Here is a 13,028-nt window from a genome sequence, read left to right on the forward strand (position 1 = left end):
TCAGCTATGCAGCGTTTCCGCCGCGTACAGCGTATTTTCCAGAAGGCAGGCGCGCGTCATCGGGCCGACGCCACCCGGCACCGGCGTGATCCAGCCGGCGCGGGGCAGGGCGGTTTCGTAGATCACGTCACCGACCAGTTTGCCGTCGTCCTGGCGGTTGATGCCGACGTCGATCACGATCGCGCCTTCCTTGATCCACTCACCCTTGACCAGGCCGGGCTTGCCGGCGGCGACCACGACCAGATCGGCACGACCAACGTGGCCGGCCAGATCCTTGGTGAAACGGTGGGTGACGGTCACGGTGCAACCGGCCAGCAGCAATTCCATCGCCATCGGCCGGCCTACGATATTGGAGGCGCCGACGACCACGGCGTCCATCCCGTACAGATCGGCGCCGGTGCTTTCCAGCAGCGTCATGATCCCTTTGGGTGTGCACGGGCGCAGCAGCGGAATACGCTGGGCCAGGCGGCCGACGTTGTAAGGATGGAAACCGTCGACGTCTTTGTCCGGACGAATGCGTTCCAGCAATTTGGAGGCGTCCAGGTGTTCTGGTAGCGGCAACTGAAGCAGAACGCCGTCGATTGCCGGGTCGTCGTTCAGGCGATCGATCAGATCGGCCAGTGCTTCCTGAGTGGTTTCGGAAGGCAGGTCGTAGGCTTGGGAAATGAAGCCGACCTCTTCACAGTCTTTACGCTTGTGCGAGACATAAACCTGAGAGGCAGGATCGCTGCCGACCAGGATCACCGCGAGACCGGGTGTGCGCAAGCCTTGCTGGCGACGCTCGGTTACGCGTTTGGCGATCTGCTGGCGCAGGCTGGCGGCGATCGATTTGCCGTCGATTAGTTGTGCAGTCATTGCGCGTGATTAACCATCGAGAGGGGAAAAAAAGAGAACGCATTCTCGCATGTCATGCGGTGAGGGCAAAGGCGCTTGGTCTGCAAATTCCTCTAACCCCTTTAATTAAATGAATTTTTTATAAAAAGGATTTGACGCCCCTCAGGGGCCTCTATACTATTCGTCGCACTTGTCGGGCACAGCCTAGCACTGGTTGAGAAAGTCGAGCGGAGTTACCTATTCGCAAGGCTGACAAGCACTTAGTTTGTAGTCCTCCAAGAGTACAGATTAACAAGGCGCCCGTAGCTCAGCTGGATAGAGCATCCGCCTTCTAAGCGGATGGTCGCAGGTTCGAGTCCTGCCGGGTGCGCCATTAGGCAGCTTTGGCACAAGTAGCGCGATATGGTGGGCGTAGCTCAGTTGGTAGAGCACGGGATTGTGACTCCCGTTGTCGTGGGTTCGATCCCCATCGTCCACCCCATATTTCGAAAGGCGCCAGATTAACAGTCTGGCGCCTTTGCTTTAACAGCTTCAATCCGCGGATGTGGTGGAATTGGTAGACACACTGGATTTAGGTTCCAGCGCCGCGAGGCGTAAGAGTTCGAGTCTCTTCATCCGCACCAAATAAAGTTTCACTCTGGCCGATTGGCTTGGTGGGGCTCGACAGAGAAGTTGTCATGGCTTCTTTGTTACGCAATATGGTGGGCGTAGCTCAGTTGGTAGAGCACGGGATTGTGACTCCCGTTGTCGTGGGTTCGATCCCCATCGTCCACCCCATATTCCGAAAGGCGCCAGATTTAACAGTCTGGCGCCTTTTTTGTTTCAGGGGTTTGAAAGTTCAGCGACTGCAGGTCCAGGTCGCAGGGGTGGCGTTTCGTCGTATCGACGTGTTTCGACGATGCGGCGCCGCCCGTCGGTCTTGTTCGCAAGATCGGCTGCCGGGGGGATGATTAGCCATCTCTTCTATTAATAGAAGGGGTAGCGCAGAGCCCTGGCGTAAATGGCTGTAATTGCCACGGGGACGGGACGCATTCGTGCATTCGCCCCTATAAATTGCCTGCTGCGTTTTTACCCGTTTTCAGTAGGGTGACTTCTTGAGTTCGACCCACTAGAATGCATGCCCTTGATTCTGGGGTCGGAAACGGCCGGCTAACGTCTGTGCAACGAGGAATATCCATGCAAGTTTCTGTTGAAAATACTTCTGCTCTTGAGCGCCGCATGAGCATCACCGTGCCGGCTGAGCGCATCGAGACTCAGGTCAACAAGCGTCTGCAGCAGACCGCCCAAAAGGCCAAGATCGCTGGCTTCCGTCCAGGCAAAGTGCCGATGAGCGAAATCAAGCGCCGTTTTGGTGCTGATGCCCGCCAGGAAGCCGTTGGCGATGTGATCCAGTCCTCGTTCTACGAAGCCGTAGTCGAGCAAAAGCTGAACCCGGCTGGCGCGCCTTCGATCGAGCCGAAATCCCTGGAAGCCGGTAAAGACCTGGAATACGTCGCGATTTTCGAAGTGTTCCCTGAGTTCACCGTTGCCGGTTTCGACGGTATCACCGTAGAACGCCTGAGCGCCGAAGTGGCTGACGCTGATCTGGACAAGATGCTGGACGTGCTGCGCAAGCAGAACACCCGTTTCGAAGTAGCCGATCGTGCTGCCCAGAACGATGACCAGCTGAACATCGATTTCGTCGGCAAGGTCGACGGTGAAGTGTTCGCTGGCGGTTCCGCCAAAGGTACTCAGCTGGTGCTGGGTTCCGGCCGCATGATCCCGGGTTTCGAAGACGGTCTGGTTGGCGCTAAGGCCGGCGAAGAGCGCGTTCTGAACCTGACCTTCCCAGAGGACTATCAGAACCTCGACCTGGCTGGCAAAACCGCTGAGTTCACGGTCACCGTGAACACTGTTTCCGAGCCAAAACTGCCAGAGCTGAACGAAGAATTCTTCGCTCAATTCGGCATCAAGGAAACCGGTCTGGAAGGCTTCCGTGCCGAAGTTCGCAAGAACATGGAGCGCGAGCTGCGCCAGGCGATCAAATCCAAGGTGAAGAATCAGGTAATGGATGGTCTGCTGGCCACCAACCCGATCGAAGTGCCTAAGGCTCTGCTGTCCAATGAAGTTGACCGTCTGCGCGTGCAGGCTGTTCAGCAGTTCGGCGGCAACATCAAGCCTGACCAACTGCCGGCCGAGCTGTTCGAAGAACAAGCCAAGCGTCGCGTTGTGCTGGGTCTGATCGTGGCTGAAGTGGTCAAGCAGTTCGACCTGAAGCCTGACGAAGCCCGCGTTCGTGAAATGATCCAGGAAATGGCTTCGGCCTACCAAGAGCCTGAGCAGGTTGTGTCCTGGTACTACAAGAACGACCAGCAACTGAACGAAGTCCGTTCGGTTGTGCTGGAAGAGCAAGTTGTGGATACTGTTCTGCAGAAAGCTAGCGTGACCGACAAATCGGTCTCTTACGAAGAAGCAGTCAAGCCGGTAGAAGCTCCACAAGCCGACTGATCGTTTTTGCGGTAAGAAGCACACACCATAAGCCAGCCTTCGTGCTGGCTTATGCGTATTCAAGACATAACTATTTGGGAGTGACTGCAGAGCATGTTCCGTAATTCGTATATTCAGCAGAACTCTGATATCCAGGCCGCAGGCGGCCTGGTCCCGATGGTTGTCGAGCAGTCCGCTCGTGGCGAGCGCGCCTACGATATTTACTCGCGCCTTCTCAAGGAGCGTGTGATCTTTCTGGTTGGTCCCGTAGAGGACTACATGGCCAACCTGATTTGTGCGCAACTGCTGTTCCTTGAAGCGGAAAACCCGGACAAGGACATCCATCTCTATATCAACTCCCCGGGCGGCTCGGTGACAGCAGGCATGTCGATTTACGACACCATGCAGTTCATCAAGCCCAACGTGTCGACCACCTGTATCGGCCAGGCGTGCAGCATGGGCGCTTTCCTGCTGACCGCCGGTGCGCCGGGCAAGCGTTTCTGCCTGCCGAACTCGCGCGTGATGATTCACCAGCCACTGGGCGGTTTCCAGGGCCAGGCCTCGGATATCGAAATCCATGCCAAGGAAATCCTCTTCATTCGCGAGCGCTTGAACAAGCTGATGGCCCAGCACAGCGGGCGTACTCTTGAAGAAATCGAGCGCGATACCAACCGCGACAACTTCATGAGCGCAGAAGCCGCGCGCGACTACGGCTTGATCGATGAAGTGATCACCCAGCGCCCCGCTTAAAATAAGCAGCTCAAAATAAGGTTGGTCGGCGGGTCCGATCACCAGCGGGCTTGAAAAAGCCCGCAATAGCCTTCATCTTGTGTTGCAAGCCTATCGGATTTGGATCGAACGAATGACTGACACCCGCAACGGCGAGGACAACGGCAAGCTGCTCTATTGCTCCTTCTGTGGCAAAAGCCAGCATGAAGTACGCAAGTTGATTGCCGGCCCCTCGGTCTTTATCTGCGACGAGTGCGTCGACCTGTGCAATGACATCATCCGTGAGGAGGTGCAGGAAGCACAGGCCGAAAGCAGCGCGCATAAATTGCCTTCGCCTAAAGAAATCAGCGGCATCCTTGATCAGTACGTGATTGGTCAGGAACGTGCAAAAAAGGTTCTGGCCGTAGCGGTGTACAACCACTACAAGCGCCTGAATCAGCGTGACAAAAAGAATGACGACGTCGAACTCGGCAAAAGCAATATCTTGCTGATCGGCCCGACAGGCTCGGGTAAAACCCTGCTTGCCGAAACACTGGCCCGCTTGCTGAACGTTCCGTTCACCATCGCTGACGCAACCACCCTCACAGAGGCGGGTTACGTGGGCGAAGATGTCGAGAACATCATTCAGAAGCTGCTGCAGAAGTGCGATTACGACGTAGAAAAAGCCCAGATGGGCATTGTCTACATCGATGAGATCGACAAGATCTCGCGTAAATCTGACAACCCGTCGATCACCCGGGACGTTTCCGGTGAAGGCGTGCAGCAGGCCTTGCTCAAGTTGATCGAAGGCACGGTCGCTTCCGTTCCGCCTCAAGGTGGCCGCAAGCATCCGCAGCAGGAATTCCTGCAGGTCGATACCCGTAACATCCTGTTCATCTGCGGTGGTGCGTTCTCTGGCCTGGAGAAAGTGATTCAAAACCGTTCCACCAAAGGTGGCATCGGTTTCAACGCAGAAGTGCGCAGCAAGGAAGAAGGCAAGAAAGTCGGTGAATCCCTGCGTGAAGTCGAGCCTGACGATCTGGTCAAGTTCGGTCTGATCCCGGAATTCGTCGGTCGTCTGCCGGTGCTTGCCACGCTGGACGAGCTTGATGAGGCTGCGTTGATGCAGATTCTCACCGAGCCGAAAAACGCCCTGACCAAGCAGTACGCCAAGCTGTTCGAGATGGAAGGCGTGGACCTGGAATTCCGGGCCGACGCGCTGAAATCCGTCGCAAAACGCGCCCTGGAACGCAAGACCGGTGCCCGTGGCCTGCGATCGATTCTCGAAGGTGTGTTGCTCGACACGATGTATGAAATCCCCTCGCAGTCCGAGGTGAGCAAAGTCGTGATCGATGAAAGCGTGATAGAAGGCAAGTCCAAGCCACTGTATATCTACGAAAACAGTGAGCCGGCTGCGAAGGCCGCGCCAGACGCATAAGCGTCACGCAGCTGGAATAAAGAAGGGGCCTTCGGGCCCCTTTTCTTTTAAAGCGTTTTTAACACCCTCTTTATGCTTGTTTTTTTTGAAAGCAGCCCCCATCTTGGTTTCAAGCTTACTTCCATCTGTTTACGGCCTTATGGCCGCCGTAGAGGCGAAATCATGAAGACAACCATCGAATTGCCTCTCCTGCCATTGCGTGATGTCGTGGTTTATCCGCACATGGTTATCCCGCTGTTCGTGGGGCGCGAGAAATCCATCGAAGCCCTCGAGGCAGCGATGACGGGCGACAAGCAGATCCTTCTGCTGGCGCAGAGAAACCCTGCCGACGACGATCCCGGTGAAGACGCACTTTATCGCGTAGGCACCATCGCGACCGTCCTGCAGCTGCTGAAGCTGCCAGACGGCACGGTCAAGGTTTTGGTCGAAGGCGAGCAGCGTGGTGCCGTGGAGCGCTTCAGCGAAGTGGACGGCCACTGCCGTGCCGAAGTCTCGTTGATCGACGAAGTCGACGCGCCAGAACGCGAGTCGGAAGTATTTGTGCGCAGTCTGCTGGCTCAGTTCGAGCAGTATGTGCAGTTGGGCAAGAAAGTGCCGGCCGAGGTCCTGTCGTCGCTCAACAGCATCGACGAGCCTGGCCGCCTGGTCGACACCATGGCCGCGCACATGGCGCTGAAAATCGAGCAGAAGCAGGAAATCCTCGAAATCATCGATTTGTCGGCCCGGGTCGAGCACGTCCTGGCGCTGCTGGATGCCGAAATCGATCTGCTGCAAGTGGAAAAACGCATTCGCGGTCGCGTCAAGAAACAAATGGAGCGCAGCCAGCGCGAGTACTACCTGAATGAGCAGATGAAGGCCATTCAGAAAGAGCTCGGCGACAGCGACGAAGGCCACAACGAAATCGAAGAGCTGAAGAAGCGCATCGATGCCGCTGGCCTGCCGAAGGACGCCATGGCCAAAGCCCAGGGTGAACTGAACAAACTCAAGCAAATGTCGCCGATGTCCGCGGAAGCGACCGTGGTGCGCTCCTACATCGACTGGCTGGTCCAGGTGCCGTGGAAGGCGCAGAGCAAGGTGCGTCTCGACCTGGCTCGTGCAGAAGACATCCTTGATGCCGACCACTACGGTCTGGAAGAAGTCAAAGAACGGATCCTCGAATACCTCGCCGTGCAGAAGCGGGTGAAGAAAATTCGTGGTCCGGTGTTGTGCCTGGTCGGTCCTCCGGGTGTGGGTAAAACCTCCCTGGCAGAATCGATTGCTCACGCCACCAACCGCAAATTCGTGCGCATGGCCCTTGGCGGCGTACGCGATGAAGCGGAAATTCGTGGCCATCGCCGTACTTACATCGGTTCGATGCCAGGAAGATTGATTCAAAAGATGACAAAGGTGGGCGTCCGCAACCCGCTGTTCCTGCTCGATGAAATCGACAAAATGGGCAGCGACATGCGTGGCGATCCGGCGTCGGCGTTGCTGGAAGTGCTCGATCCGGAGCAGAACCACAACTTCAACGATCACTATCTGGAAGTCGACTACGACCTGTCCGATGTGATGTTCCTGTGCACCTCCAACTCCATGAATATTCCGCCGGCGCTGCTCGACCGGATGGAAGTGATTCGTCTGCCGGGCTACACCGAAGACGAGAAGATCAACATCGCCGTCAAATACCTTTCGCCGAAGCAGATTACGGCGAATGGCCTGAAGAAAGGCGAGCTGGAATTCGACGCTGAAGCGATCCGCGACATCATTCGCTACTACACCCGCGAAGCCGGTGTGCGGGGGCTGGAGCGCCAGATTGCCAAGGTCTGCCGCAAGGCGGTCAAAGAGCATGCACTGGAAAAACGCTTCTCGGTGAAGGTCACTGCCGAGATGCTCGAACACTTCCTGGGCGTGCGTAAATTCCGTTACGGCCTGGCTGAATCCCAGGATCAGATCGGCCAGGTGACCGGTCTGGCGTGGACCCAGGTGGGCGGCGAATTGCTGACCATCGAAGCCGCTGTCGTACCGGGTAAAGGGCAGTTGATCAAGACCGGTTCCCTGGGTGACGTGATGGTCGAGTCGATCACCGCAGCCCTGACCGTTGTCCGCAGCCGTGCGAAGAGCCTGGGGATTCCCCTGGACTTCCACGAGAAGCGCGACACGCACATCCACATGCCGGAAGGGGCGACCCCGAAGGATGGCCCTAGCGCCGGTGTAGGCATGTGCACGGCCCTGGTGTCGGCATTGACCGGGATTCCGGTGCGCGCGGATGTCGCCATGACGGGCGAAATCACCTTGCGTGGCCAGGTACTGGCGATTGGCGGTCTGAAAGAAAAACTGCTCGCCGCTCACCGTGGCGGGATCAAGACTGTGATCATTCCTGAAGAGAACGTACGCGATCTGAAGGAAATTCCTGACAATATCAAGCAGGATCTGCAGATTAAACCGGTTAAATGGATTGACGAGGTCCTGCAAATTGCGCTGCAATACGCGCCGGAGCCCTTACCCGATGTAGCTCCGGAGATAGTTGCAAAGGATGAAAAACGCGAGTCTGACTCTAAGGAAAGAATTAGCACGCATTAGTACGGATTTGCCTGAGGGGCTTGTTGACAGCTTTTTAGAGCCCTTGTTATAAAGCGGCTCTTAAGTGTCTGTAGGCCATTCAGCACTCGTTTTTGCTTTCACCAAAAAACTTAGAATCATACTCAAATAGATATAAGGGGACTTAGAGTGAACAAGTCGGAACTGATTGATGCTATCGCTGCATCCGCTGATATCCCGAAAGCTGCTGCTGGCCGTGCGCTGGACGCTGTAATCGAATCCGTCACTGGCGCTCTCAAGGCTGGCGACTCTGTTGTTCTGGTTGGTTTCGGCACTTTCTCCGTAACTGATCGTCCGGCTCGCGTCGGTCGTAACCCACAGACCGGTAAGTCGCTGCAGATCGCAGCAGCCAAAAAACCAGGTTTCAAAGCCGGTAAAGCACTGAAAGAAGCTGTCAACTAAGTTTGATTCAGGTTTTTGCCTATCCGGGTCGGGGTCATGCCTGACCTGGCAGCGGAGCGGTAGTCCAGTCGGCAGGTCGCCGGTCCGAGACGCCGAGGGTCGCAAGTTCGAACCTTCGGTCCGCTCCGCCAGTTACGAGAAGGCGCATCCTCGGATGCGCCTTTCTTCTATCCGGATTCTACCCACGCTCCACGGTTGCCTAATTTTGAAGTTCAACCGTTTCTGGGGGACGCATGCTGCAGAATATCAGGGACAATTCACAAGGCTGGATTGCCAAGACCATTATCGGGGTCATCGTTGCACTGATGGCTTTGACCGGTTTCGATGCCATTTTCAAGGCCACTACCCATAGTAACGACGCGGCCAAGGTCAACGGCGAAGAAATCAGCCAGAACGAGCTGAGCCAGGCGGTTGATATGCAACGCCGTCAACTCATGCAACAGCTGGGCAAGGATTTCGATGCTTCCTTGCTCGACGAGAAAATGTTGCGCGAATCGGCCCTCAAGGGCCTGATCGATCGCAAACTGCTGCTGCAAGGCGCAGAAAAATCGAAATTTGCTTTCTCCGAAACGGCGTTGGACCAGGTGATTCTGCAAACACCAGAATTCCAGGTGGACGGCAAATTCAGTCCCGAGCGTTTCGATCAGGTCATTCGTCAACTCGGCTACAGCCGCATGCAATTCCGCCAGATGCTGGCTCAGGAAATGCTGATCGGCCAGCTGCGTGCGGGTCTGGCAGGTAGCGGTTTTGTCACCGACGCCCAGGTGCTGGCTTTCGCCCGTCTGGAAAAGCAGACCCGTGACTTCGCTTCCCTGAACGTCAAGGCTGACCCGGCAGCGGTGAAGCTGACCGACGATGAGGTCAAGGCTTACTACGACGAACACGCCAAGGAGTTCATGACGCCGGATCAGGTGATCATTGACTACCTCGAATTGAAGAAGTCTTCCTTCTTTGATCAGGTCGCCGTCAAGGATGAAGACCTGCAAGCGGCGTATCAGAAAGAAATCGCCAACCTGTCCGAGCAACGTCGGGCGGCGCACATTCTGATCGAAGTGAACGACAAAGTGACCGAGGCGCAAGCCAAGGCGAAGATCGAAGAAATCCAGGCCCGTCTGGCCAAGGGCGAGAAATTCGAGGCCCTGGCCAAGGAGTTCTCGCAGGATCCAGGTTCGGCGAACAACGGCGGTGACCTCGGCTATGCCGGTCCTGGCGTGTACGATCCAGCGTTCGAAACAGCGTTGTATGCGTTGAACAAGGATCAAGTCTCGGCGCCGGTTCGCACTGACTTCGGTTTCCACCTGATCAAGTTGTTGGGTGTTGAGGCCCCGGAAGTTCCGACCCTCGCCAGCCTGAAAGACAAGCTGACCCGCGAGCTGAAAACCCAGCAGGTCGAGCAGCGTTTCGTCGAGGCGACCAAGCAGCTGGAAGACTCGTCGTTCGAAGCTTCCGATCTGGCCCAGCCGGCTCAGGACCTGAAGCTGACCGTTCATACCTCCAAGCCGTTCGGCCGCGAAGGTGGCGAAGGCGTTGCCGCCAACCGTGCCGTGCTCACTGCCGCGTTCAGTCCTGAAGTGTTGGATGAGGGTGCCAACAGCACGGCCATCGAGCTCGATCCGGAAACCGTGATCGTGCTGCGCGCCAAGGAACACCTGAAGCCGACGCAATTGCCGCTGGAAAGCGTGTCTGCCGCCATCCGCAGTCAGCTGGCCAAGGAGCACGCCAGTGCTGACGCCAAGACCAGGGCTGACGCCCTGATCACCAACCTGCGCGAAGGCAAGACGCCACTGGACAAGGCGATCGACGGTCAGAGCTGGAAAATCACCACCGCCGCGACTCGCGCTCAGGAAGGGATTGACCCGACTGTGCTGCAGGCGCTGTTCCGCATGCCGAAACCAGCTGCCAAAGACAAGCCGACCTTCAGTAGCGTGACCCTGGCCGATGGTAGCCTGGTGATCGTGCGCCTGAACGGCGTCAACGAAGCCGCTGCACCGACCGAAGAAGAGAAGGCTCAATACCGTCGCTTCCTCGCCTCGCGCATCGGCCAGCAAGACTTTGCGGCGTACCGCAAACAGCTGGAAACTGAAGCGGACATCAAGCGTTACTGATGCCTGATTGAGTTTTCTGCAATTGAAAAACCCCGGTCGAAACGCCGGGGTTTTTTGTGGGCGAGGTTTTTGATGGTGTCTCGGCTCATCGATCGTCCAAAAGCCCACGCGACTTTTCCCGCATATAACGGTCAATTCACCTGTCACCGTTTTAAGACACCAATCGATGCGCACCTAAGCATCGATCTGTTGCACAATACGCCCCGGACCGTTTTCCTCAGGATGTTCAATGTTTAAATCATTTCCCGTGCAGGTTGTCGGGCTGGCGTTGCTGCTGGCCGCCGCGGCCGGCTGCTCGTCGAAGAAAGCAGCGATCTATGAGCATGAGAACTTCGACGACTCCGGAACGTTTTCGCGTAACTATCCGGTGACCGATACGCAGACCTGCGAAGCCGCTCGTCGGGCGTTGCTCAGCCAGGGCTACATCATCACCAGCAGCGACCCGAAGCTGATCAGTGGTCATAAAAGCTTCCAGCAGACCGGCGATACGCACATGGAGATCAGCTTCAGTGTGGTGTGTGCCGATGACGGCAGCGAAGGGCACCACGCGACCATGTTCGCCAACGCCTTGCAGGATCGCTATGCGTTGAAGAAGACCAACAACTCTGCCAGCCTCGGCGTAGGCGTGCTGGGTTCGGTGTCGATGCCGATCGGCTCCTCTGACGACTCGATGGTCAAGGTCGCCAGCGAGACAGTTTCCTCGGCGAAGTTCTACGAGCGTTTCTTCACCCTGGTCGAGCTGTTCCTGCCTGCGGAAGCGAAAAAAGCCGCGCACATCGTCGAGAAGCCGAAAACCGATCTCGGCGTGCCGGAAGCCAAGGCCGCTCCGGCTTCGCTGGCACCCGAACCGGCACCTGCGGCGGAACCTGTCCCGGCCCCGCCGGCGGAACCTGCGCCGATGCCTGTCTCGGAACCCGTTGCGCCGCCAGCCGACGCCGCACCGATCACGCCGGCCGAGAACAGCGAGCCGGCTCCGGCAGCGGAAACCATAACGCCTCCGGCGAACCCGAGTGACATGGCGCCGCCGAGCGAACCGATCAAATCGATGCCTTGACGGTTACACCTCGGCCTCTCTGTGGCTGAGGGACCGGTTTGCCGGTGGACGCGGTGTCTGATCAACATTCAATAATGTCGTCTGACGCACCGCCATCGCCAGCAAGCCGGCTCCTGCAGACGATCGGGGGATTCCTGATAGTCGGCCTCGAAAAAAATACCCCGGATAAATTCCCAAGTGCCTGCTACGTTTTATTCAGTAGCGACGAAGCGTCGTGCCCGCGTCATTTTTCTTTCACGCGGGCACTTTATGCTCAAAGCGCTGGTCAGTTATTCGAGTGTTTTTTTCAATGAGCTGAAGGGGATTCAAAATGGACGATTATCAAGAAGAGCTGCTCGAGTTTCAGGCGTTTGAACTGGACCCGCTGGAACCGGCCGAAGACGCTACCGAGCTGTAAGCGTCAGGCTGACTGGCGGTGACTGCGGCGAAATTCGCCGGGGGTCTGACCGCTCCAGCGTTTGAAAGCGCGTTGAAACGCTTCGGCTGAGGCAAAGCCCAGCAAGTAGGCGATTTCACCGAACGCCAGTTCGGTATCGCGAATGTAGGTCATGGCCAGGTCGCGGCGGGTGTCGTTGAGAATTGCACGAAATTGCGTGCCTTCCTCTGCGAGTCTGCGACGCAAGGTCCAGGTGGGCAGCTTCAGGCGTGCCGCCACTTCTTCCAGGTCGGGTTCCCGGCCACCATTGAGCAACGGCCCCAGTAACTGAGTGATGCGTTCACGCAGGCTACGGGTGCGCGTCAGCTGTTCCAGCTCCCGTTCACACAATTGCAGCAGATGCCGCCAGGTACTGGGACAGTGCACGGGATTACGCTGAGCGAGGCTACCCAGGCTCAGGCGCAGTTGGTTGTGTTCGGCGCCAAACTGGATCGGACAATCGCCCAGTAGCGCATACGCCTCCCGGTAATCGGGCTCGTCGAACTCGATGTCGATGCGTTCGGCGCTCAAGGGCACCGGGCTGACGCTGGACAGCTGCTGCAACCAGCCGGCAATGATCGAATCCACCACGAAGCGGTTATAGGCGTTGTAGGGACTGATGGAATAGAACCGCAGCCAGGCGCCCGTGGCGTCTTCGTGGAAACTTGACTGGCCGCGATAGTTGGAGCCGTACAAGGCTTCAAAGCGAATCAGGCAGCGCGCCGTCTCTCGCACCGTCGGCGCCTGTGCCGCGGTGACCCCGGCGAGGCCGGCCTGGCTGAGGCGGCTGAGCTGGCCCATGCGCAAGCCCAGCGCCGGGTTGGCGGTCAGCTGGATCGCGCCGTGCCCCAGGCGCATGTAGCGCGGGATGGAGAGTCGGGCGCAGGCTTCGCTCAGCCGAGCCGGGTCGAGGCCATATTGATCGAGCAGCGGTTGCGGGTCGATGCCGTGGCTGCGTATGGCATCCGCCAGGCTATGAACGAAGCCGACCGACAGGTCCCCCAGACGCATCGGCAACGGTTTCATGGC

General features: G+C 57.4%; 9 protein-coding genes and 5 tRNA genes. 12 read left to right on the forward strand and 2 right to left on the reverse strand.

Translation table 11 applies throughout. The features are described 5' to 3' along the window. The gene (gene folD / locus NTD84_RS02580; RefSeq protein WP_262163344.1) at positions 1-855 is read right to left on the reverse strand and encodes a bifunctional methylenetetrahydrofolate dehydrogenase/methenyltetrahydrofolate cyclohydrolase FolD; all 855 of its coding nucleotides are present in this window, start codon (positions 853-855) and stop codon (positions 1-3) included. A gap of 275 nt (positions 856-1,130) precedes the next feature. Between folD and NTD84_RS02585 the strand changes: the two genes are divergently transcribed. The 12 genes from NTD84_RS02585 to NTD84_RS02640 all read left to right on the forward strand — a co-directional run bounded on the left by NTD84_RS02585 (position 1,131) and on the right by NTD84_RS02640 (position 11,584). Continuing rightward, positions 1,131-1,207: transfer RNA gene (locus NTD84_RS02585), tRNA-Arg, on the forward strand. Positions 1,208-1,239: 32 nt separating this feature from the next. Beyond that, positions 1,240-1,315, forward strand: a tRNA-His gene (locus NTD84_RS02590). Positions 1,316-1,372: 57 nt separating this feature from the next. Continuing rightward, positions 1,373-1,457, forward strand: a tRNA-Leu gene (locus NTD84_RS02595). A 78-nt stretch (positions 1,458-1,535) separates the two neighbouring features. Beyond that, positions 1,536-1,611, forward strand: a tRNA-His gene (locus tag NTD84_RS02600). 399 nt (positions 1,612-2,010) lie between these two features. Continuing rightward, complete coding sequence (gene tig / locus NTD84_RS02605; protein ID WP_262163345.1) at positions 2,011-3,321, forward strand: trigger factor; 1,311 nt, start codon at positions 2,011-2,013, stop codon at positions 3,319-3,321. Between the two features lie 93 nt (positions 3,322-3,414). Further along, positions 3,415-4,050 (forward strand): ATP-dependent Clp endopeptidase proteolytic subunit ClpP, encoded by a 636-nt coding sequence (gene clpP, locus NTD84_RS02610; RefSeq protein ID WP_262163347.1) that lies wholly within the window; start codon positions 3,415-3,417, stop codon positions 4,048-4,050. A gap of 112 nt (positions 4,051-4,162) precedes the next feature. Further along, positions 4,163-5,446, forward strand: a complete 1,284-nt coding sequence (clpX, locus tag NTD84_RS02615) for an ATP-dependent Clp protease ATP-binding subunit ClpX (protein WP_007946893.1) — start codon at positions 4,163-4,165, stop codon at positions 5,444-5,446. Positions 5,447-5,608: 162 nt separating this feature from the next. Continuing rightward, positions 5,609-8,005, forward strand: coding sequence for an endopeptidase La (lon, locus tag NTD84_RS02620; RefSeq protein ID WP_262163349.1), 2,397 nt, complete (start codon positions 5,609-5,611; stop codon positions 8,003-8,005). Positions 8,006-8,152: 147 nt separating this feature from the next. Continuing rightward, on the forward strand, positions 8,153-8,425 hold the full coding sequence (locus NTD84_RS02625; protein ID WP_262163351.1) for an HU family DNA-binding protein: 273 nt from the start codon (positions 8,153-8,155) through the stop codon (positions 8,423-8,425). A gap of 53 nt (positions 8,426-8,478) precedes the next feature. Next, a tRNA-Leu gene (locus NTD84_RS02630) sits at positions 8,479-8,556 on the forward strand. Positions 8,557-8,658: 102 nt separating this feature from the next. Continuing rightward, positions 8,659-10,530 carry a SurA N-terminal domain-containing protein gene (locus NTD84_RS02635; RefSeq protein WP_262163353.1) on the forward strand — a complete coding sequence of 624 codons (1,872 nt, stop codon included), beginning with the start codon at positions 8,659-8,661 and terminating at the stop codon, positions 10,528-10,530. Between the two features lie 229 nt (positions 10,531-10,759). Further along, a complete protein-coding gene (locus tag NTD84_RS02640) occupies positions 10,760-11,584 on the forward strand; it encodes a DUF2242 domain-containing protein (protein WP_262163354.1) in 825 nt (274 codons plus the stop codon). A 400-nt stretch (positions 11,585-11,984) separates the two neighbouring features. On the opposite strand, the gene NTD84_RS02645 is transcribed toward NTD84_RS02640, so the two are convergent. Next, on the reverse strand, positions 11,985-13,025 hold the full coding sequence (locus NTD84_RS02645; protein WP_262163356.1) for an AraC family transcriptional regulator: 1,041 nt from the start codon (positions 13,023-13,025) through the stop codon (positions 11,985-11,987). Positions 13,026-13,028 lie beyond the last annotated feature (3 nt).

The organism is Pseudomonas sp. 14P_8.1_Bac3, from assembly GCF_025466085.1.
Taxonomy (GTDB): domain Bacteria; phylum Pseudomonadota; class Gammaproteobacteria; order Pseudomonadales; family Pseudomonadaceae; genus Aquipseudomonas.